This is a genomic window from Geodermatophilus sp. SYSU D00525, from assembly GCF_054050475.1.
Window position 1 is genome coordinate 1 of the sequence record NZ_JBJGZK010000014.1, and the last position, 20,659, is coordinate 20,659.

Sequence of the window (20,659 nt, forward strand, 5' to 3'; positions counted from 1 at the left end):
TGCTGGGCAAGAAGGTCGCCGTGCTGGGCGCGGCGTTCAAGCCCGACTCCGACGACATCCGCGACTCCCCGGCGCTGAACGTGGCCGCCCAGCTGCAGCTCCAAGGCGCGGTGGTGTGCGTGACCGATCCCGCGGCGATCGACAACGCCCGCCGGGAGTGGCCGCAGCTGGACTACGCGGCCACGCCGGAGCAGGCCGCCGCCGGCGCCGACGCGGTGCTGGTGCTCACCGAGTGGCGGCAGTACCGCGAGCTGGACCCGGTCACCTTCGGGCAGGTCGTGCAGCAGAAGCGGGTGCTCGACGGCCGCAACGCCCTGGACCGGGAGGCCTGGACCGCCGCCGGCTGGACCCACCGCGCCCTCGGCCGCCGCGCCGGCTGACGGCCCCTTCCCGTCCCGCCGCCCACCGGCGTGCGGCGGGTCCCGCAGTGCTGCGCCCCGGCACCACCGCGTCACCGCACTGCGTCACGGCACCACCGCGTCACCGCACCGCGGCATCGGGGACACCGGTGCTCGACACACACGCCGAGGAGATGCTGATGCTGGACACGACCACGCGGGTGGTCAGCCGCGCCAAGCGGGAGGCGATCGCCCGGGTCCCGCCCATCCGGACCCTGGTCGAGCGTCGTCACGAGCGGCGGGTGCAGGAGTACGCCTCCTCCCTGCCGGCCCTCCCGGCCGACCGGCGCGCACTGCTGGACGACGTGCGGCGGGACGGCATCCGCCTGGTCGCGCTCGACGACCTGGGGCTCCCGCACAGCGGCGAGCTGTGGACCGGCCTGCTCGCGCTCAAGGAGCGGCTGGCGGCCAAGCCGGACACCGGCCAGGACACCACGCTGCTGTCCGTGGACGAGGTCCTCGAGGAGCCCGCCGTCTGGCGGTGGGGCCTCGCGCAGGAGCTGCTCGACGTGGTCGAGGTCCACCTCGGCCTGCCCGCGCGGTACTACGGCGCCGACCTGCGGCTGGAGCGGGCGACCTCCCGGGCCGTCGGCGTGCGCCAGTGGCACCGGGACCTCGAGGACCACCGGATGTTCAAGATCCTCGTCTGGCTGGACGACGTCGGCCCGGACGGGGGGCCCTTCGAGTACCTGGACCGGGTGCACACCGACCGGGTGACCCGGTCCCTGGGCTATGTGTCGGGCTTCGTCTCCGACCAGGAGATCGAGGGCCTCGTGCCCCGGTCGGAGTGGCGGCAGGCGACCGGGCCGGCCGGCACGTGCCTGCTCGTCGACACCCGCTCGCTGTTCCACCGGGCGATGCCCCCGCGCGTGCAGGACCGCTACTCGGTGACCTTCACCTACACCTCGCGCCGGCCGGTGACCACGCTGACCAAGCCCCCGGCGACGGCGCGGCAGCGGGCCGTCGTCCTGGAGGGGCTCGACGCCCGGCAGCGGGCCTGCCTCTCGCGGGACTTCACTGACTGACGCCGCAAACGCTGCCGGGACCGCGGTGCGGCGGTCCCGGCAGCGTCAGCTGGCGCCGCCGAAGAGGCTGGTGACCGAGCCGTCCTCGAAGACCTCCTTGATCGCCCGCGCCAGCAGCGGGGCGATCGAGAGGACGGTGAGCTTGTCGAACTGGCGGGCCGGCTCGATCGGCAGCGTGTTGGTGACGACGACCTCGCTGATCTTGCTGTTCTTCAGCCGGTCGACGGCCGGGCCGGAGAGGACGCCGTGCGTGGCGCAGACGATCACGTCGGCGGCACCGGCCTCGAACAGCGTCTCGGCGGCCTTCACGATCGTGCCGCCGGTGTCGATCATGTCGTCGACCAGGATGCAGACCCGGCCCTCGACGTTGCCGACCACGCGGTTGGCGACGACCTCGTTGGGCTTCATCGGGTCGCGGGTCTTGTGGATGAAGGCCAGCGGGACGCCGCCGAGCTTGTCGCTCCACCGCTCCGACACCCGCACACGGCCGGAGTCGGGCGAGACGACGGTGATGTCGCGGTCGCCCCAGCGCTCGCGCACGTGCGCGACCAGCAGGTCGAGGGCGAACAGGTGGTCGACCGGACCGTCGAAGAAGCCCTGGATCTGCGCGGTGTGCAGGTCGACGACCATCAGCCGGTCGGCGCCGGCGGTCTTGAACATGTCCGCCACCAGTCGGGCGGAGATGGGCTCGCGGCCGCGGTGCTTCTTGTCCTGCCGGGCGTAGGGGAAGAACGGCGCGACGACGGTGATCCGCTTGGCCGAGGCGCGCTTGAGCGCGTCGACCATGATCAGCTGCTCCATGAGCCAGGTGTTGATCGGCGCGGTGTGGCTCTGCACGACGAAGGCGTCGCAGCCGCGGACCGACTCCTCGAAGCGGACGAACAGCTCGCCGTTGGCGAACTCGTAGGCGGCCGTGGGGGTCGGCGTGACGCCGAGGTGCCCGGCGATCTCGGAGGCCAGCTCGGGGTACGCCCGGCCGGAGAAGAGCATCAGGCTCTTGCTGGTGGTCTGCCGGATCGCACTCATCGGCTCACTGCCTCACTGCTCGTGGGTGGCCTCGGGGTCCGCCGGCCGGTCCGGTGCGTCACCCGCGGGCCGGCTCCCGGCCGGGTCCTCGGCCGCTGCTGCTGTCGCTGCCGCCGCGGCCTGCGCGGCTGCGGAGCCCGGGCGACGGCGTCCCACCCAGCCTGCCACATTGCGCTGTCTGGCCCGCGCCACACCCATGGCCCCCGGCGGGACGTCCTGGGTGATCACCGAGCCCGCGGCCGTGTAGGCGCCGTCCCCGACGGTGACCGGCGCGACCAGCATCGTGTCCGATCCCACACGGACGGCGTCGCCGATCGTCGTGTGGTGCTTGGCCACGCCGTCGTAGTTGACGAAGACGGTCGCCGCACCGATGTTCGACCCGCGGCCGATCGTGGCGTCGCCGACGTAGGACAGGTGCGGCACCTTCGACCCCTCGCCGACGACGGCGTTCTTCGTCTCGACGAAGGCGCCCACCTTGGACCGGGCCGCCAGCCGGGTGCCCGGCCGCAGGTAGCTGAACGGCCCGACCTCCGCCCCCGCGCCGACCTCGGCGCCGGTGGCGTGCGTGCGCACCACGCTGGCGCCCTCCCCCACCGTGCAGTCGGTCAGGGTGGTGTCCGGGCCGACCACGGCGCCGGCCGCGACCGTCGTCGTCCCGTGCAGCTGGACGCCGGGCAGCAGCCGGGCCCCCGGCCGGACGGAGGCGGTGACGTCGACCCAGGTGGTGGCCGGGTCGACGACGGCGACGCCCGCGACCATGAGCGCGTCGAGCACGCGGTCGTTGAGGGTGCGCCGCCGCGCGGCGAGCTCCCGCTGGTCGTTGCAGCCGAGGACGTCGACCGGGTCCTCCGCCGCCACGGCGGCCACCGGGGCGCCGCCCTCGACCAGCGGCGCCAGCGCGTCGGTCAGGTACTGCTCGCCCTGGGCGTTGTCGGTGGACAGCCCGGCGAGGACCCGGCGCAGCGTGGCGGCGTTCGCGACGTACACGCCGGCGTTGACCTCGCGGATCGCGCGCTGCTCCGCGGTCGCGTCCTTCTCCTCGACGATGGCCCGCGGCGCGCCGTCCTCCCCCCGCACGATCCGGCCGAGGCCGGTGGGGTCCCCGACCTCGGCGGTCAGCACGGTGAAGACGCTGCCGGCCTCGTGGTGGGCCGCCACGAGCGCGGCCAGGGTGCCGGTGGTGAGCAGCGGGGAGTCGCCGTTGACGACGAGCACCGGGCCCTCGAGATCGGGAACCGCCTCCAGCGCCACCTGCGCCGCGTGCCCCGACCCGCGCTGCTCCTCCTGCACGACGGCACGGGCGTCCGGCGCGACGGCGGCCAGGTGCTCCTCGACCGCCTCGCGGCCGGACCCGACGACGACCAGCGTGGTGCCCGCCGCCAGCGGCGCGGTCGCGGCGAGGACGTGGCCGAGCATGCTGCGCCCGCCCAGCTCGTGCAGCACCTTCGGGGTGGTCGACCGCATCCGGGTCCCCTGACCGGCGGCGAGGACGACGACGGCGGCGACGGGCTGCTGCGGGCTCACGGATCTCCTCGACGACGGGTGCGACCGGGCGGGACGTTGCTGGGGGACTCGGACTCGAACCGAGACCTCCCGGCTCCAAAGGCCGGCGGGCTGCCGATTACCCCATCCCCCACCGCGCGCCGTCCCCGCACGGCGGCGCGTGGGACGAGCCTAGGGGGCGCACCGGAGGCGGGCACGGGAGCCGCCCGGGCGGCGTCTCCCCCTCGGGGAGCGGTCCTCCCTACGGTGACGTAGGTTACGGCCCCGTAGCCGCCGGACGTCGACCGCGGCCCCGCGACGGACGATCCCTGGAGGCCACGTGTCCGCTCCTTCCCTCACCCGGCCGGCGGCTTTCCGTCCCGCAGACCCGGACAAGGGCCTGCCGCCCAACGCGCTGGGCAAGGCGAAGGGGAACCTGGAGCAGCTCACGCTCTACGTGTTCGTCGTCGTGCCGTTCCTCGCGCTGGCCGCCGTCGTGCCGGCGGTGTGGGGCTGGGGGCTGTCCTGGCTGGACGTCGGGCTGGCCGTCGGTTTCTACTTCCTCACCCTGCTCGGGGTGACCGTCGGCTACCACCGGTACTTCACGCACGGCTCGTTCAAGGCCCGCCGCCCGCTGCGGATCGCGCTGGCCGTCGTCGGCTGCATGGCCGTCCAGGGCCCGGTGGTGCAGTGGGTGGCCGACCACCGCCGGCACCACGCCTTCTCCGACCGCGAGGGCGACCCGCACTCGCCGTGGCGGTACGGCACCGACACCCGCGCGTTGCTCAAGGGCATGTGGCACGCCCACCTCGGCTGGCTGTTCGACCGGCGCCAGACCAACGCCGAGCGGTACGCCCCCGACCTGCTCAAGGACCGCGGCCTGCGGATCACCAGCCGGCTGTTCATCCTCTGGGCGTTCCTGAGCCTGGCCGTCCCGACGGCGGTCGGCGGCCTGGTGACCGGCAGCTGGACGGGCGCGTGGACGGCGTTCTTCTGGGCCGGGCTGGTGCGCGTGGCACTGCTGCACCACGTGACCTGGTCGATCAACTCGATCTGCCACGTGGTGGGCAGCCGGCCCTTCGCCTCGCGGGACCGCGCCACCAACTTCTGGCCGCTGGCCGTGCTCAGCGCCGGCGAGTCCTGGCACAACCTGCACCACGCCGACCCGACCTGCGCCCGGCACGGCGTGCTGCGCGGTCAGGTCGACATCAGCGCCCGGGTGATCTGGGTGTTCGAGAAGCTCGGCTGGGCGCACTCGGTCAAGTGGCCCGACCCGGTCCGGCTGGCGGCCAAGCGGCGGGTCCCGGCCGCCGGCGCCGCGGCGTCCTGACCGCGGGCCCGCCCCGGCGACGAGCGCGGATGGACCGCTCCCAGCGGCGCGAGCAGCTGGTGGCGGTCGGCCGGGAGGTGTTCGCGCAGCGCGGCTACGCGGCCACCTCGATCGAGGAGCTGGCCGCCCGCGCCGACGTGAGCAAGCCGGTCCTCTACGAGCACTTCGGCGGCAAGGAGGGCCTCTACGCCGCGGTCGTCGACCGGGAGATGGCGCAGGTGCTCGAGCGGTTCACCTCGGCCCTGGCCGCCGGCGGCAGCCCGCGGGCGCTGCTGGAGCGGGCGGCGCTGGCGCTGCTGGACTACGTCGAGGAGGACACCGACGGCTTCCGCGTGCTGTCCCGCGACTCCCCCGGCTCGTACTCGTCGCTGATCGGCGAGCTGGCCCGCCGGGTCGAGCACCTGCTCGGCGAGCAGTTCGGCGCGCGCGGCTACGACCCGCGGCTGGCCGCGCTCTACAGCCAGGCGCTGGTCGGGATGGTCGCGCAGGTGGGCCACTGGTGGCTGGGGACCCGCTCGCCGGGCAAGGCGGAGGTGGCGGCCCGGCTGGTGGACCTCGCCTTCCACGGGCTCGCGCACCTGGACCCCGCCCCGGCGCTGCGGCACCGGGGCGGCTGAGCTCAGCCGACCAGCCGGGCCCCGGGCACCGGCCCGTGCACCACCCGGACGGTGCGGAACAGACCCTCCCCCGCCAGGACGGCGGCCAGCCGCACCGCCGCGTCCTCGTCGGCGGCCAGCGCGGCCACGGTCGGGCCCGACCCGCTGACCACCGCGGCGGCGGCGCCGGCGTCGACGGCCCCCCGCAGGGCGCGGCGCAGCGCCGGGCGCAGCGAGACCGCGGCCGCCTGCAGGTCGTTGGCCAGCGCCGCGGCGAGGGCGTCCACCGGGCCGCTGCGCAAGGCGGCGACCACCGGCTCGGGCGAGGGGAACGTGGCGCCGCCGGGCACCCGGCCCTCGGCGCGCAGCCGGTCGAGCTCCGCGTAGACGGCCGGCGTCGACAGCCCGCCCTCGGCGATGCCGAGCACCCAGTGCGACGGCCGCCGGGCGAGGACGGGGGTGAGCCGCTCCCCGCGGCCGTTGCCCAGCGCGACCCCGCCGGCCAGGGAGAACGGCACGTCGCTGCCCAGCTGCGCGGCCAGGGCGGTGAGGTCGCCGCGGGTGGCCCGGGTGCCCCACAGCGCGTCGAGGGCGACCAGCGCGGCCGCGGCGTCGGCACTGCCGCCGGCCAGCCCCGCGGCGGCCGGGATGGCCTTGTCGACGGCGATGGCGGCGTCGGCGGCGACCCCGGCGTGCTCGGCGAGCAGTTCGGCGGCCCGCCAGACGAGGTTGCGCCGGTCGGTGGGCACCGGGTCGGGGCCGCCGGCGCCCTCGCCGGTCACCGTGACCGACAGCCCCTCGCCGGGGCGCACGGTCACCGTGTCCAGCAGCGACACGGCCAGGTAGACCGTCTGCAGGTCGTGGAAGCCGTCCTCGCGCAGCGGGCCGACCGCCAGCGACACGTTGACCTTGGCGGGGGCGTGCGCGGCCACGGAGCCGTCGCCGCGGGTGTGGCCGGGACCGCCCGGCGAGGACCAGCTCACGGCGCGGTCGCCGCCAGCCGGGCGAAGTCGGTCACCGACAGCTGCTCGCCGCGGGTCGCGGGGTCGATGCCCGCCGCGCGCAGCCGGGCCTCCGCGGCGGCGGGGCTGCCCGCCCAGCGGGCCAGCGCCGCGCGCAGGCCCTTGCGGCGCATCGCGAACGCGGCGTCGACGACGGCGAAGGTGGCAGCGCGGTCGCCGGGCGGCGGGTCGTGCCGGTCGAGCGCGACCAGCCCGGAGTCCACGTTGGGCTCGGGCCAGAACACGCGGCGGCCGACGTTCCCGGCCCGCCGGGCGGTGCCGTACCAGGCCGCCTTCACCGACGGCACCCCGTAGGCGGCCCCGCCCGGCGGGGCGGCCAGCCGCTCGGCCACCTCCGCCTGGACGAGCACCAGCGCCCGGCGCAGGGAGGGCAGCAGCTCGAGCAGGTGCAGCAGGACGGGCACGGCCACGTTGTACGGCAGGTTGGCCACCAGCGCCGTCGGAGGTGGCCCGGGCAGCTCGGTGACCCGCAGCGCGTCGGCCTCGACGACGGTCAGCCGGCCGGCGAGGTCGGGCCGGCGGGCGGCCACCGTGGCCGGCAGGAGGGCGGCCAGCCGCGGGTCGATCTCGACCGCGGTGACCGCGGCGGCGGCCGGCAGCAGGCCCAGGGTCAGCGAGCCCAGGCCCGGCCCGACCTCGAGCACGACGTCGTCGGGCCGCAGCTCGGCGGTGCGCACGATCCGGCGGATGGTGTTCGCGTCGTGCAGGAAGTTCTGCCCGAGGGTCTTGGTCGGGCGCAGGTCGAGCTGCTGGGCCAGCTCGCGGATCGCGGCCGGGCCCAGCAGCCCGTCGGCCTGCTCGGGAGGTGTGCTCAGCGGGGGGTTCTCCGGGGGATCAGAGGTAGCGACCGCAGTGCGGCCACGGCGAGGCGCCGCGGGCGGCGTAGAGCCGCTCGCCGATGTCGATCTGCTGCTCCCGGGAGGCCTGGTGCGGGTACTGGGCGTACTGGCCGCCACCGTTGGCCAGCCAGGTGCTCTGGTTGAACTGCAGCCCGCCGTAGTAGCCGTTGCCGGTGTTGATCGACCAGTTGCCCCCGGCCTCGCACCGCGCCAGCGCGTCCCAGTCCAGGCCGCTGGTGGAGGGCTCCGGGGCCGGGCGCTCCTTCGTGCCGACGCTGACCAGCTCGTCGACCGCCGGGCGGGTGACCGCGGTGTTCAGCTGCTCGCGGGCGGTCTCGACGCCGTCGGTGACGGTCACGCGGAAGGTGGTGGCCTGCTCGCCGTCGACGCCGGGCTGGGTGACGGTCTCGTCGCCCTCGAAGACGTTCGGGTCGTCGGTGCGGACCGTCTGGTGCGGGATCGGGGTGGTGACCACCTGCTCGGTCACCTGCACACGGTAGACCTGCAGCCGCATGGCGTTGAGCAGCGGCTGGGTCGCGAACAGGCTCGTCCGGTCGTGCTCGCCGAGGGTCACGCCCTGCTCGGCGAGCAGTGCGCCGGCGGTGGCCGCGGTGGTGGTGACCACGTGGGTGGCGCCGTCGACGACGAGCGTGACGGCCTTCGGCGTGGTGATCGACAGCGCCATGCCGTCGAGCGGGAGCCGCTCGCTGCGGCTGGCCGACAGCACCATGTCCTCGGCGCGGTAGCCGAGCTGGTCGAGGGCCTCGTCCACCGACAGCGCGGTCACGTAGACCTCGCGGGTGACGCCGTCGACGGTGAGCTGCAGCGGCCGGGCGCGGTTGACCACGACCGTGTCGCCGTCGGCCACCGCGGCCGGGGGCCGCGGGAGGACGACGTCGTGCGACTGCGTCTGCAGGCCCTCCTCCTCGAGGACCTCCCCGACGGTGTCGGCGTAGGTGCTGACCTCGCGGGCCTGCCCGTCGACGGTGAGCGTGAGCGACTTCTGGGCGGTGAACCAGGCCACGGACCCGCCGACCAGCCCGAGCAGGACCAGGGCGAACAGGGCGAGCTTCAGCGTTCGGGGCACGACACTTCCACGGGGTCGAGGGACCGGGCAGGGGGTCGCACACCCGAGCGGCAGCCGACAGCGCAGGGGTTCCCGGGACCGTCGGACGCCGTCCGGCGATCCCACCCCGGCTGTCAGTCACGACACGATAACGAGTGCGCCACGTCTAGCAACGGTGCGCAGGAAGTGAACCAGAGGGACGACACGTCGACATGCAGCCGCGCCGACACGGACTGTCACGGACGCGCCGCACGTGACAGCCGTGACGGACGCGGCGCGTGGGATCAGGCGGTGACCGACGTCACGGTGTGGCCGGTCCCCCGATCGGGCACCGGGGTGGGTCTCAGCCGGCGAGCGCCCGCTCGTCCGCCCGCACCGGGCGCAGCCAGGTGAGCAGGAAACCGGCGACGGCGAGGCCAGCGGCCAGGCCCGCGAAACCACCGGCGACCAGCGCGACCGGCAGCAGGTCGACGTTCTCGGTGACCCGGTCGCCGAGGTCGATGCCGGCGACCAGCAGCAGGGTGCCGAGGGGCAGCAGTGCGAGCACGCTCGTCGCCGCGGTGACCAGGTGCGCGGTCCAGGTGCGCAGCGCCTCGTCGACGGGCACGTCGGCGCCCTCGGCGGGCAGCGGGCGGACGAGGACGCGGAGCAGCGCCGTCTCGGCCAGCAGCCAGGCCACGAGCGGGACCAGCAGCGCGACCCAGGCGACGGTGTCGGCGAGGTCCCCGCGCCGCCACATCCAGACGGTCACGAGGACCTCCGCGAGCACGACGGCACGCGTGGTCCACAGCAGCCACGGCGAGACCTGCTCGCCGCGCCGGGGCCGGCGGGCGGGGTCGGACATCCGCCAGCGCGGCCGCGGGCGGGTCGCCTCCGCGAGCAGCACGCCGGCGAGCAGGCCGACGACGAGGGCGGGCAGCCACAGGAACACCGACGCCTCGGCGAACATCACGACGCTGGCGACGATCCCCACGACACCGAGGAGCAGCCCGAGCCGGCGCACGCGGCGGCCGTGCTGCGCCTGCCGCTGCAGCGTGGCGACGCCCTCCGGGGTGGGCGTGGAGAAGTCGATCGCGGCGGACGCGACGGCGCGGCGGCCGGCCGCTAGGGCCCACGCGCGGGCGAGCAGCACACCGGGCACCAGGACGGCGATGAACAGCACGACGGCGATGAGGCGACCCACGCGACCAGTGTGCATCGCCGGGGCGGTCAGCCGCCCCGGTCGGGCTCCCAGGTTCCGAAGACCCGCTCGGCGGTCCGGGTCAGGGCGTCGCAGAGCTGCACGAGGTCCACGCCGGTGACCTCGGCCAGTGCCCGGACGGTGTGCGGCACCAGGCGCGAGGCGTTGGGCCGGCCGCGGTACGGCACCGGCGTGAGGAAGGGCGAGTCGGTCTCGACGAGCAGCTGGTCCAGCGGCGTGAGCGCGGCGGCCTCGCGGAGGTAGCCGGCGTTGCCGAAGGTCAGCGTGCCGGCGAAGGACAGCACGAAGCCCCGCTCGACGCAGGCCTTCGCGAACGCGGCGTCGCCGGAGAAGCAGTGCATGACCACGTGCTCCGGCGCGCCCTCGTCGTCGACGACCCGCAGCACCTCCTCGTGCGCGTCCCGGTCGTGGACGACCAGCGCGACCCCGTGCTCCTTCGCGATCCTGACGTGCGCCCGGAAGGAGGCCTCCTGCGCCGCCCAGCCCTCGGGCCCGGTGCGGAAGCGGTCCAGCCCGGTCTCCCCCACCGCGCGCACCCGCGGCAGCGCCGCCAGCCGGTCGATCTCGGCCAGCGCGTCGTCGTCGGCGGCGCCCTCCCCGGCCTCGTTGGGGTGGACGGCGACGGCGGCCAGCACGCCGGGGTGCCGGGCCGCCAGCTCCGCCGCCCACCGCGAGGAGGGCACGTCGACGCCGACCTGCACCAGCCGCGGGACCCCCACCGCGGCCGCCGCGGCGATCTCGGCGTCCACCGCGCCGTCGTCCGCGGGCTCGTCGGTGCGGAAGCCGTTGAGGACGATGTCGAGGTGCGTGTGGCTGTCGACCGCCGGCGCCGGCAGCGGCTCCGGGGACGGCGGCGGCTCGCCCCGCCGGTTCGCGCGGGACGCGGCCGAGCGACTCACTTCGTCCCGTCCTCCAGCCGGGCCAGCTCCTCGGCCACGATCGACTCGTCGAGCTTGCGGAACACCGGGGTGGGCGGGGAGAGCGGCGTGCCCGGCGGCAGCGGGCGGGAGGCCCACACCGCCTGCGCGTCGCCGTAGTCACCGGTGATGACCGGGTAGGGCGAGCCGTCGTCGAGGTCGGTGACCTCCTCCACGCGCGGCGCCGGCGACCAGACGCCGGTGCCGCCGAGCAGCTCGTGCACCTTCTGCGCCGAGTGCGGGAGGAACGGCGTGAGCAGCGCGTTGCAGTCGCTGACCGCCTGCAGCGCGGTGTGCAGCACGGTGTCCCGGCGGGCCGGGTCCTCCTTGAGCTTCCACGGCGCCTGGTCGGACAGGTACTTGTTGGCCTCGCCGACCACCCGCATGGCCTCGGTGGCCGCGGCCTTCTGCCGGTTGCGGGCCAGCAGGTCGCCGATCGGCCCGAACGCCGACGACGTCGAGGCCAGCAGCGCCCGGTCGGCGTCGGTCAGCTCGCCCGGCGTCGGGACGGCGCCGACGTTCTTCGCCGCCATCGACACCGTGCGGTTGACCAGGTTGCCCCAGCCGGCGACGAGCTCGTCGTTGTTGCGCCGCAGGAACTCCGCCCAGGTGAAGTCGGTGTCCTGCGTCTCCGGGCCGGCGACGGCGACGAAGTAGCGCAGCGCGTCGGCGTCGTAGCGGGCGAGGAAGTCGCGGACGTAGATGACCACCTGGCGGCTGCTGGAGAACTTGCGGCCCTCCATGGTGAGGAACTCGCTGGAGACCACCTCGGTGGGCAGGGCCAGCCGGCCGAGCGAGCCGGGGCTGCCGCCCCTGTCGCCCTCGCCGTTGTAGCCCTGCAGCTGCGCGGGCCAGATCTCGGCGTGGAAGACGATGTTGTCCTTGCCCATGAAGTAGTAGGCGTCGGCGTCGGGCGACTGCCACCACTGGCGCCAGGCGTCGGCGTCGCCGGAGCGGCGGGCCCACTCGATGGACGCCGACAGGTAGCCGACGACGGCGTCGAACCAGACGTAGATGCGCTTGTCGGGCCGGTCGCGCCAGCCGTCGAGCGGGATGGGCACGCCCCAGTCGATGTCGCGGGTGTAGCTGCGCGGCTTGAGGTCCTCGAGCAGGTTCTTGGCGAAGTTGAGCACGTTGGGCCGCCAGCCCCGGCGGCTGTCGAGCCAGTCGCCGAGGGAGCGGGTGAAGGCGGGCAGGTCGAGGAAGTAGTGCTCGCTCTCGACGAAGCGCGGCGTCTCGCCGTTGATCCGGCTGACCGGGTTGATGAGGTCGGTCGGGTCCAGCTGGTTGCCGCAGTTGTCGCACTGGTCGCCGCGGGCGCCGTCGTAGCCGCAGATCGGGCAGGTGCCCTCGATGTAGCGGTCGGGCAGCGTGCGGCCGGTGGAGGGGCTGATCGCGCCGAGCGTCGTCTGCGGGAAGACGTACCCGTTCTTGAGCAGGCCGAGGAAGATCTCCTGGCTCACCTGCGCGTGGTTGACCGTGGTGGTGCGGGTGAACAGGTCGTAGCTCAGGCCCAGCGCCTGCAGGTCGCCGACGATGATCCGGTTGTTGCGGTCGGCGATCTCGCGCGGGGTCACCCCCTCCGCGTCGGCGGCGACGGTGATCGGCGTCCCGTGCTCGTCGGTGCCGCTCACCATGAGCACCCGGTCACCGGCCATCCGGTGGTAGCGGCTGAAGACGTCGGAGGGGACGCCGAAGCCGGAGACGTGGCCGATGTGCCGCGGGCCGTTGGCGTAGGGCCAGGCCACGGCGGTCAGGATGTGCCGATCACTCACGACACCGAGGGTAGTGAGCGGCTGCTGCCCGCCTCGTCAGTGACCGGCGACGGTGCTCGCGGGCGGGAGCTCGCCGCCGACGGGCGTGGTCAGCGCGACGGCGCCGAGGGCGAGCCCGATCACCGCGACGGTGGCCAGGCGCAGCCGCGGGTGGCGGGCCGGGGCGGCCGGGCGGGTGCGCGGCGGGACCGCGGCGGCCCAGGCGAGGGTGGCCGGCGCCGAGGTGAGCAGCAGCTTGCCGACCGGCACCGCCAGGGCGAGCAGCGCGACGGCCGGCAGCGGCAGCGTCGTCGGCAGGTCGCCGACCAGCGGGGTGACCTGGCTGACGACGAGCAGGACCACCACGCCCGCCGCCTCGGCGCAGGCCAGGCCGTTCACGAGCCGCCGTCCGCCCTCCAGGGCCGCCAGGCCGCTGCCCGCGCACAGCACGATCCAGCCGGCCAGCCCGCCGAGCACCACGACGACGACCGGCGCCGGCGGCCGGGACGCGGCGGAGAACAGCCCGTCGAGCCCGGTCAGCCCGGCCGCGAGCAGCGCCGCGGCCTCCAACCAGCAGACGGCGGCCAGCGCGAGCACGGCCGCCGGCCACCGCCGGGGCACGGACGGCACGGGTGCGGGGAGGGGTGCGTCGAGGACGCTGGTCGCCACGGGTCTGCTCCTGGCCGGGGACGTCGGTCACCGGTCAGGTCGTCCCGCGCGGGCCGGCGCAGGAGGGACGGCGGAGTCCTCCTCACCCCCGGGGGTGAGGAGTCAGAGGCGCTTGCCGGTCTCCTCCGCCCGGGCTGAGCCGGTGGCGAAGCGGCTGCGCTGTCGTCCGTAGACGAAGTACATGAGGACGCCGACGGCCATCCAGACGAGGAACCGCAGCCAGGTCTCGGTGGGCAGGTTGGCCATGAGCCACAGGCTGGCCAGCGCCGACACGATCGGCAGCAGCGGCACCAGGGGCACGCGGAACGAGCGGGGCAGCTCCGGGCGGGTGCGCCGCAGGATCCACACGCCGATGGAGACGAGGAAGAAGGCGAACAGGGTCCCGATGTTCACCAGCTCGGCCAGCTCGGAGAGCGGCACCAGCCCGGCCAGGACGGCGACGACGATCCCGGTGCCGATGGTGATCTTGTAAGGCGTGCCGTACCGGGGGTGCACGGTCCCGATCGACCGTGGGAGCAGTGCGTCGCGACTCATCGCGAACAGCACCCGCGACTGGCCGAGCATCAGGATCATCACCACGGACGTGAGTCCGGCGAGCGCGCCCAGCGAGATGATGCTCGAGAAGAAGGTGAGCCCGTTCGCGGCGAACGCCCCGGCGAGCGGCGCGCTCTCGCTGAGCTCCGTGTAGTTCTGCATGCCGACGACCACCAGCGAGACGGCGACGTAGAGCAGCGTGCAGATGGCCAGCGAGCCGATGATGCCGCGGGGCAGGTCCCGGGCCGGGTTGCGGGTCTCCTCGGCGGCGGTGGCCACGATGTCGAAGCCGATGAAGGCGAAGAACACGATGGCCGCGCCGGCCAGGACGCCGCCCCAGCCGAAGGTGCCCTGGCTGAAGCCGGTGAGCACCGAGATGAGCGGGGTGTCCAGCCAGCTCTCGCCACCGTCGGCCGCGTTCTCGGCGGGCGGCACGAACGGCGAGTAGTTGTCGGCGACGAGGTAGAACGCGCCGACCACGATCACCAGCAGGACGACGGCCAGCTTGATGGCCACGATCACCGCGGTGACCCGCGAGGACAGCTTGATGCCGAGCACGAGGACGGCGGTCATCGCCAGCACGATCACGATCGCCGGGACGTTGAACGACGCCGTCTCCCCCGCGATCGACGTCGGGAGTGCCAGGCCGACGTCGTCCAGGAGCTGGTTGAGGTAGCCCGACCAGCCCACGGCGACCGTGGCCGCTCCCAGCGCCAGCTCGAGGACGAGGTCCCAGCCGATGATCCAGGCGATGAACTCGCCGAAGGTCGCGTAGGAGAAGGTGTACGCCGAGCCGGCCACCGGGACGGTGGAGGCGAACTCGGCGTAGCAGAGCGCGGCCAGCCCGCAGACGACGCCGGCGATGACGAAGGAGATCGCCACCGCGGGTCCGGCCTGGTTGCGCGCGACCACCCCGGTGAGCACGAAGATCCCCGTGCCGATGATCACCCCGACGCCGAAGACCGCCAGGTCCAGGCCGGAGAGGTTCTTCTTGAGCCGGTGTTCGGGTTCGTCGGTGTCGCGGATGGACTCCTCGACGGACTTGACCCGGCGCGAGTCTGCGGCCACGGCGTCCTCCTCGGTCGGTACCCGGCAGCGGCCCCACGGGCAGCGTGGCACGAGGGCCGCGAGCCCGCACGCCTACGCTTCTGTCGCCCCGCCGCGGCGGCGGGACGGGAGGAGGCACACCGGTGACCGACCAGCGGGCCGATGCCCCTCCCGTGCCGTTCGTGCCGACCACCCGGCCGCGGCCGGCCGGGGCGCCACGGCCCGCGACGGCGCGGGCGGCGGGCGTCGACGCGATCGTCGACTGCGCCGTCTACGTGCAGGGACGCCGGGAGCCGCCGGTGGACCCGATGGCGGCGCTGGAGGCCGCCGTCGAGCGGGACGGCTTCGTCTGGCTGGGGCTGTTCGAGCCGACCGAGGCCGAGCTCGGCGCGATCGCCGAGCGCTACGGGTTGCACCCGCTCGCCGTCGAGGACGCCGTCTACGCCCACCAGCGGCCCAAGCTCGAGCGCTACGACGACGACCTGTTCATGGTGCTCAAGACGGCGCGGTACGTGGAGCACGAGCAGCTGACCGCGACCAGCGAGGTGGTCGACACCGGCGAGGTCATGGTGTTCCTCGGCCCGCGCCACGTGATCACCGTGCGGCACGGCGACCACAACGACCTGACCGAGCTGCGGCAGCGGCTGGAGGAGCAGCGCGACCTGCTCTGCCTGGGCCCGTCGGCGGTGCTGTACGCGGTGGCCGACCACGTCGTCGACACGTTCGTCGACGTCGCCGAGCAGGTGCAGGACGACGTCGACGAGCTCGAGGCGTCGGTGTTCAGCCCCGAGCGCACCGACGACATCGGCCGGCTGTACCAGCTCAAGCGCGAGCTGATGTCGCTGCGGCGGGCGGTGGGTCCGCTGGAGGTGCCGCTGCAGAAGCTGGCCGAGCGGCAGGTCGACTCGGTCCCGGAGCCGATGCGGTCCTACTTCCGCGACGTCCTCGACCACGCGATCCGGGTGCGCGACCAGGTGGGCTCCCTGGACGAGCTGCTGTCGTCGATCCTGCAGGCCTCGCTCGCGCGCACCTCGATGGCCGACAACGAGGACATGCGCCGGATCTCGGCGTGGGCGGCCATCGTGGCTGTGCCGACCGCGATCGCCGGGATCTACGGGATGAACTTCGAGCACATGCCCGAGCTCCAGTGGCGCTGGGGCTACGCGATGGTCTGGCTGGTCATCCTCGTGACCTGCTCCCTGCTCTACCGCGGCTTCAAGCGCAACGGCTGGCTGTGACACCCGTGCCCGCGCTGTGTGCACACGGAGCGGGCACGACCGCGCCGGGAGCGCGTCGGGTGCACGTCCTGCTCACCGCCGCAGCGCCGCCCGGATCGTCGCGAGCAGCCGGACGGGGTCCCGCAGGTGTCGGCCGCGGTCACGAAGACGACGGTCCACCCCGCTGCCTGCAGGGCGTTGAGCCGCCGCCGGTCGCGGGCGAACTGCCCGGGCTCGGCGTGCCACGCGCCGTCGTACTCGACCGCGACCCGCAGGACCGGCCAGGCGAGGTCGACCCGGGCCACGAAGGACCCCTCGTGCCGGACGACGTACTGCGCGACCGGCGCGGGGAGCCCGCCGTCGACGACCGGGAGCCGCAGCCGGGTCTCCTGCGGTGACTCGGCGAGGCCGTCCGCCCGGGCGCAGGCCCGCCGGACGCGCCCGGACGCCTCACCGGGCACCCCGCCCGGGCCCTCAGCGCCTCGAGGTCCACGACGCCCGCCGCGACCATCCGGTCGACGGCGACGACCGCTTCACCCGGCTCGAGCAGGGCGGCCACGCGGAGGGCCGCCGCCACGGCCGACTGCACGCGCACGCCGTGCACCAGACGGACGTCACCGGCCGACAGGGTCAGCCGTCGCACCCGGATCCCCGGGACGCGGCGCGGGTGGGATCCCGGTGGCAGGACGAGTTCGACGTCGTCGTGCTCGCCGGCGAGGTCCACACCCCACAGGACCGCGGCGCTCGGCCCCGACACGACCGCACCGGGGAGCAGGAGCCGCGCCGCCGCCCGCGCGCGGTCGCGGAGGGCGTCGGGGAGAGTCGTGGACACGCCTGGACGCTGACCGGGCCCGCCGCCGGGGCGTCCGACGACGTCCACAGACGGCGGTTCGTACACACAGCGCGCCGCGGCCTCAGGACTTGGCGGCGACGACGGCGTCGTAGACGGTGCGGCGGGGCAGGCCGGTGCGGGTGACGACGGCGCGGATGGCGTCCTTGCGGGTGGCGCCCGCGGCCTCCTCCCCCGCCACCAGCGCGGCCAGCTCGGCGGCCGACAGCGACACCGGCTCCGGCGTGGCCCCCGCGACGACGAGGGTGATCTCCCCGCGCACGCCGTCGGCCGCCCACGAGGCCAGCGAGGACAGCGGCCCGCGCCGGACCTCCTCGTGCGTCTTGGTCAGCTCCCGGCACACGGCGGCCTCCCGGGAGTCCCCGAACGCGGCCGCGCAGTCGGTCAGCGCCTCGGCCAGCCGGTGCGGCGACTCGAAGAAGACCATCGTGCGGCGCTCGTCGGCGAGCGCGGCCAGCCGGGACCGCCGCTCCCCCGCCTTGCGCGGCAGGAACCCCTCGAAGCAGAACCGGTCGACGGGCAGCCCCGAGACCGCCAGCGCCGTCGTCACCGCGGACGGCCCGGGCACCGAGGTGACCTCGACGCCGGCCTCGATCGCCGCCCGCACCAGCGTGTACCCGGGGTCGGAGACCGAGGGCATGCCGGCGTCGGTGAGCAGCAGGACCGTCGCGCCGTCGGTGAGCGCCGCCATCAGCCCGGGCAGCCGCGCCCGCTCGACCGACTCGTGGAAGGTGACCACCCGCCCGGTGAGCGTGACCTCCAGGTCGGTGGCCAGCCGGTGCAGCCGGCGGGTGTCCTCGACGGCGAGCACGTCGGCCTCGGCCATGACGCGCCGCAGCCGCGGGCCGACGTCGCCGGGCTGGCCGAGGGGCGCACCACCGAGCACGAGCCGTCCGGTCACGACGACGAGCCTGTCACGCCGGGGGGCACGGTCCTCCCACATACCCTGAGGCGCATGGCGGTCCTGGCTCCCGAGCGCACGGGCGCCGGGGACCCGCCGGACGACGTCCCCGCCCGTCCCCCGCGCCGCTGGCCGGTGCCCCGGCCGCGGGTGGACCGCATCCCGCCGCTGCCCGGCGACCGGCTGCTGTCGTGGGTCCTGGCCGCGGTGCTCGGCGTCGCCACGCTGGCCGGCCGGCTGGTGGGCATCAGCTACCCCGACACGCTGCTGTTCGACGAGGCCTACTACCCGCCCGAGGCGCACGACCTGCTGGTCTGGGGCCACGAGTACAACCGCGGCTACACGTTCATCGTCCACCCGCCGCTGGGAAAGTGGCTGATCGCCGCCGGCGAGCAGGTGTTCGGCTACACGAGCCTGGGCTGGCGGTTCCCCTCGGCGGTGGCCGGCGCGCTCGCCGTCGTCCTGCTCACCCGGCTGGCCCGGCGGCTGACCGGGTCCACGCTGCTCGGCCTCGTCGCGGGGCTGCTGCTGGCGCTCGACGGCTTCGCCTTCACCGTCTCCCGCATCGGCCTGCTCGACGTCTTCCTGCAGGTGTTCGTGCTGGCCGCCGTCGCCTGCCTGGTCGTCGACCGCGACCGGGTGCGCGCCCGGGTCGCGGGCTCCCGGCCGGTCCCCGCCACCGGGTTCCGCCTCGGCCCGCGGGGCTGGCGGATCGCCGCCGGCCTCCTGTTCGGCTGCGCCTGCTCGGTGAAGTGGAGCGGCATCTGGTTCCTCGCGTCCTGCGCGGTGCTGTCGCTGTGGTGGGACCGGCAGGCGTGGCGGGAGGCCGGGGTCCCGAGGCCGACGGCGACGGCGCTGCGCCGCGGACTGCCCGGCGCCACCTGGGCGCTGGCCGCCGTCCCGGTGCTCACCTACGTCGCCAGCTTCGCCGGGTGGTTCCTCGGCGAGACGGCACAGGGGCGCTGGTGGGCGCAGCGCAACCCGGAGACGGCGTTCCCGTGGGTCCCCGACGCGCTGCGCTCGTTCTGGCACATGCACGCCGAGTGGTGGACCTTCCACAACGGCCTGTCCACGCCGCACCCCTGGGAGTCGGGGCCGTGGACGTGGCTGGTGAACGGCCGGCCGATCCTGCTGTGGAACCCGCAGGGCCTCACCGACGCCGCGGGCGACCAGGTGGTCCGCTACATCCTCATGGTCGGGACGCCGACGCTGTGGCTGGCGTTCGCGCCCGCGCTGGCCTGGACCGCCTGGCGGGTCGTCGCCCGCCGCGACCCGGCCGCGCTGCTGGTCGCCGTCACGGTCGCCGCCGGCTGGGGCACCTGGTTCCTCAACCCCGAGCGCACGATGTTCGTCTTCTACATGGCGCCGGTGCTGCCGTTCTTCGTGCTGGCCGTGACCCTGGTGCTGCAGGACGTCCTCGGCCGCCCGGACGCTCCCCCGTGGCGGCGCAGCACCGGCCTGGCGGCGGTCAGCGGCTACGTCGCCCTGGTGGCCGGCACCTTCGCCTTCTTCTACCCGGTGCTCGCCGGGCGCCCGCTGTCGCACGCCGACTGGCTGCTGCGCATGTGGTTCCCGTCCTGGTTCTGAGGAGCCCGCGGCACGACAGATAGTTGGGCCGTACAACTGAGTACGTGAGCGATCCGACCGTCGACGACCGGCTCGCCGACGTCGTCCTGCGGCCGGGCGTCCTCACCGACCCCGAGGACGGCCCGTCCCGCACCGCCGCGGCGACGCTGTCGCGCCTGGGACGCCAGGGCCCCACCCGGGTCACCGAGCTCGCCGCCGCCGAGGGTGTCCCCCAGCCCTCGATGAGCGCCCTCGCCGCGTGCCTGGCCGCGCAGGGCCTGCTCCGCCGCGGCGGCGACCCCGCCGACGCCCGGGTCGTCCTGCTCGACCTCACCGCCGAGGGTGCCGACCGCCGGGCGCAGCGCCGCGCCCGGCGGGCCCGGCGCGTGGACGCCGCCCTGGCCGCCCTCTCCCCCGACGAGGTCCGCCGCATCGCCGACGCGCTGCCGGCCCTCGACCCCTCGCCGGCGCGCTGCGCCGGCACGACCCCACCCCGGAGGTGACCCAGTCAGCTCCGCCGCCGGGACCAGCACGTGGAAGCAGCCGAAGGCGGTCTACGCCGTCGCCTTCGCCTGCGTCGTGAGCTTCACGGGCATCGGCCTCGATGCTGGGCTACGCGCCCTACCCCGATGGAGCTCGGCGCGATCCAGCTCGGCTGGGTGTTCTTCGGCTGGGGCCTGCTGGTCGCCCTGTTCTCCATGGTGGCCGCGCCACGGCTGCAGGCCCGCTTCGGCACCGCCCCCTCGCTCTACGGCGCGCTGGGCACCTTCGCCGTCCTGCTGCTCCTCATCGGCCTGTTCACCGACGTCCGCTCCGCGCTGATCACCTGCGTGGTCGCCTCGGGCGCGGTCGTCGGCATCGACAACACGCCCACCACCCAGGCGGTCATGCTCGTCTCGCCGGTGGAGCGCCCGGTCGCCTCGGCCGCCTACGGGTTCGTCCGGTTCATCGGAGGCGGGCTGGCGCCGTTCGTCGCCGGGCAGATGCTCGACGCCTGGGGCATCCACGTGCCGTTCGTCGTCGGCGCGGCCGCGGTCGCCCTCGGTGTCGGCGCCCTGGCCACCGGCCACCGGATGCGTGCCGCCGCCGACGCCGGCCCGGGCGGGGACGCGCACGTGCCCGCCGACGACGTCGCCGGTGAGGTGGCCGACGAGTTCGGCGGCGCCCCGGCCGCGATCGACGACGAGGCCGCCGCGGAGCGCGCCCGCGCCTGACCCGC

The 20,659-nt window shown here is 74.9% G+C and carries 20 protein-coding genes and 1 tRNA gene; 8 read left to right on the top strand and 13 right to left on the bottom strand.

Features of this window, described 5'->3' with window-relative positions; genetic code table 11:
* Together ACI796_RS13450 and ACI796_RS13455 are read left to right on the top strand one after the other, a co-directional pair.
* Nucleotides 1–380, top strand: a 380-nt coding sequence (locus ACI796_RS13450) for a UDP binding domain-containing protein (RefSeq protein WP_456941736.1), incomplete at its 5' end; no start/stop codon positions are given.
* A 158-nt stretch (nt 381–538) separates the two neighbouring features.
* The gene (locus tag ACI796_RS13455; protein WP_456941737.1) at nt 539–1,423 is read left to right on the top strand and encodes a hypothetical protein; all 885 of its coding nucleotides are present in this window, start codon (nt 539–541) and stop codon (nt 1,421–1,423) included.
* A 45-nt stretch (nt 1,424–1,468) separates the two neighbouring features.
* Here ACI796_RS13455 and ACI796_RS13460 read toward each other — a convergent pair whose 3' ends face one another.
* From ACI796_RS13460 to ACI796_RS13470, 3 genes are all read right to left on the bottom strand, one after another.
* Complete coding sequence (locus ACI796_RS13460) at nt 1,469–2,449, bottom strand: ribose-phosphate diphosphokinase (RefSeq protein ID WP_456941738.1); 981 nt, start codon at nt 2,447–2,449, stop codon at nt 1,469–1,471.
* A 12-nt stretch (nt 2,450–2,461) separates the two neighbouring features.
* Nucleotides 2,462–3,973, bottom strand: a complete 1,512-nt coding sequence (glmU, locus tag ACI796_RS13465) for a bifunctional UDP-N-acetylglucosamine diphosphorylase/glucosamine-1-phosphate N-acetyltransferase GlmU (RefSeq protein WP_456941739.1) — start codon at nt 3,971–3,973, stop codon at nt 2,462–2,464.
* Between the two features lie 39 nt (nt 3,974–4,012).
* A tRNA-Gln gene (locus ACI796_RS13470) sits at nt 4,013–4,085 on the bottom strand.
* Nucleotides 4,086–4,271: 186 nt separating this feature from the next.
* Here ACI796_RS13470 and ACI796_RS13475 point away from each other — a divergent pair.
* Complete coding sequence (locus tag ACI796_RS13475; protein ID WP_456941740.1) at nt 4,272–5,261, top strand: acyl-CoA desaturase; 990 nt, start codon at nt 4,272–4,274, stop codon at nt 5,259–5,261.
* A 29-nt stretch (nt 5,262–5,290) separates the two neighbouring features.
* Entirely contained in the window at nt 5,291–5,878 is a 588-nt protein-coding gene (locus ACI796_RS13480; RefSeq protein WP_456941741.1) for a TetR family transcriptional regulator, read from the top strand.
* Between the two features lie 2 nt (nt 5,879–5,880).
* Here the strand turns inward: ACI796_RS13480 and ACI796_RS13485 are convergent, their stop codons facing one another.
* The 8 genes from ACI796_RS13485 to ACI796_RS13520 form a co-directional block, all read right to left on the bottom strand.
* Entirely contained in the window at nt 5,881–6,840 is a 960-nt protein-coding gene (locus ACI796_RS13485) for a 4-(cytidine 5'-diphospho)-2-C-methyl-D-erythritol kinase (protein WP_456941742.1), read from the bottom strand.
* Nucleotides 6,837–7,694: a 16S rRNA (adenine(1518)-N(6)/adenine(1519)-N(6))-dimethyltransferase RsmA gene (gene rsmA, locus ACI796_RS13490; protein WP_456941841.1), complete on the bottom strand. Its 858-nt coding sequence runs from the start codon at nt 7,692–7,694 to the stop codon at nt 6,837–6,839. The genes ACI796_RS13485 and rsmA overlap by 4 nt, the downstream gene beginning before the upstream one ends.
* Nucleotides 7,695–7,713: 19 nt before the next feature.
* A complete protein-coding gene (locus ACI796_RS13495; RefSeq protein ID WP_456941743.1) occupies nt 7,714–8,805 on the bottom strand; it encodes a transglycosylase family protein in 1,092 nt (363 codons plus the stop codon).
* A gap of 322 nt (nt 8,806–9,127) precedes the next feature.
* Complete coding sequence (locus ACI796_RS13500; RefSeq protein WP_456941744.1) at nt 9,128–9,967, bottom strand: hypothetical protein; 840 nt, start codon at nt 9,965–9,967, stop codon at nt 9,128–9,130.
* Between the two features lie 26 nt (nt 9,968–9,993).
* Nucleotides 9,994–10,884, bottom strand: coding sequence for a TatD family hydrolase (locus ACI796_RS13505; protein WP_456941745.1), 891 nt, complete (start codon nt 10,882–10,884; stop codon nt 9,994–9,996).
* Nucleotides 10,881–12,677, bottom strand: coding sequence for a methionine--tRNA ligase (metG, locus tag ACI796_RS13510; RefSeq protein ID WP_456941746.1), 1,797 nt, complete (start codon nt 12,675–12,677; stop codon nt 10,881–10,883). The genes ACI796_RS13505 and metG overlap by 4 nt, the downstream gene beginning before the upstream one ends.
* Nucleotides 12,678–12,713: 36 nt before the next feature.
* Entirely contained in the window at nt 12,714–13,325 is a 612-nt protein-coding gene (locus tag ACI796_RS13515) for a hypothetical protein (protein WP_456941747.1), read from the bottom strand.
* A 102-nt stretch (nt 13,326–13,427) separates the two neighbouring features.
* Nucleotides 13,428–14,927, bottom strand: a complete 1,500-nt coding sequence (locus ACI796_RS13520) for an amino acid permease (protein WP_456941748.1) — start codon at nt 14,925–14,927, stop codon at nt 13,428–13,430.
* A gap of 122 nt (nt 14,928–15,049) precedes the next feature.
* On the opposite strand from ACI796_RS13520, the gene corA reads away from it, so the two are divergent.
* The gene (corA, locus tag ACI796_RS13525; protein ID WP_456941749.1) at nt 15,050–16,144 is read left to right on the top strand and encodes a magnesium/cobalt transporter CorA; all 1,095 of its coding nucleotides are present in this window, start codon (nt 15,050–15,052) and stop codon (nt 16,142–16,144) included.
* Here the strand turns inward: corA and ACI796_RS13530 are convergent.
* Both ACI796_RS13530 and rsmI read right to left on the bottom strand, forming a co-directional pair.
* Nucleotides 16,111–16,584, bottom strand: a complete 474-nt coding sequence (locus ACI796_RS13530) for an endonuclease domain-containing protein (protein WP_456941750.1) — start codon at nt 16,582–16,584, stop codon at nt 16,111–16,113. The two genes, corA and ACI796_RS13530, sit on opposite strands and share 34 nt — an antisense overlap.
* Before the next feature lie 453 nt (nt 16,585–17,037).
* Nucleotides 17,038–17,874 carry a 16S rRNA (cytidine(1402)-2'-O)-methyltransferase gene (gene rsmI / locus ACI796_RS13535; RefSeq protein ID WP_456941751.1) on the bottom strand — a complete coding sequence of 279 codons (837 nt, stop codon included), beginning with the start codon at nt 17,872–17,874 and terminating at the stop codon, nt 17,038–17,040.
* A 54-nt stretch (nt 17,875–17,928) separates the two neighbouring features.
* Here rsmI and ACI796_RS13540 point away from each other — a divergent pair, with 54 nt between their 5' ends.
* The 3 genes from ACI796_RS13540 to ACI796_RS13550 all read left to right on the top strand — a co-directional run bounded on the left by ACI796_RS13540 (nt 17,929) and on the right by ACI796_RS13550 (nt 20,654).
* Nucleotides 17,929–19,461, top strand: a complete 1,533-nt coding sequence (locus tag ACI796_RS13540) for a dolichyl-phosphate-mannose--protein mannosyltransferase (RefSeq protein WP_456941752.1) — start codon at nt 17,929–17,931, stop codon at nt 19,459–19,461.
* A gap of 44 nt (nt 19,462–19,505) precedes the next feature.
* Nucleotides 19,506–19,943, top strand: coding sequence for a MarR family winged helix-turn-helix transcriptional regulator (locus ACI796_RS13545; protein WP_456941753.1), 438 nt, complete (start codon nt 19,506–19,508; stop codon nt 19,941–19,943).
* Nucleotides 19,944–20,069: 126 nt separating this feature from the next.
* The gene (locus tag ACI796_RS13550; RefSeq protein WP_456941754.1) at nt 20,070–20,654 is read left to right on the top strand and encodes an MFS transporter; all 585 of its coding nucleotides are present in this window, start codon (nt 20,070–20,072) and stop codon (nt 20,652–20,654) included.
* The last annotated feature ends 5 nt before the right edge of the window (nt 20,655–20,659 follow it).

Bases quoted from the DNA above. Each gene is read 5' to 3' on its own strand.
- ACI796_RS13455 (WP_456941737.1), top strand. From the start codon at position 539: ATGCTGGACACGACCACGCGGGTGGTCAGCCGCGCCAAGCGGGAGGCG.
- ACI796_RS13460 (WP_456941738.1), bottom strand. From the start codon at position 2,449: ATGAGTGCGATCCGGCAGACCACCAGCAAGAGCCTGATGCTCTTCTCC.
- ACI796_RS13480 (WP_456941741.1), top strand. From the start codon at position 5,291: ATGGACCGCTCCCAGCGGCGCGAGCAGCTGGTGGCGGTCGGCCGGGAG.
- ACI796_RS13540 (WP_456941752.1), top strand. From the start codon at position 17,929: ATGGCGGTCCTGGCTCCCGAGCGCACGGGCGCCGGGGACCCGCCGGAC.
- ACI796_RS13550 (WP_456941754.1), top strand. From the start codon at position 20,070: ATGGAGCTCGGCGCGATCCAGCTCGGCTGGGTGTTCTTCGGCTGGGGC.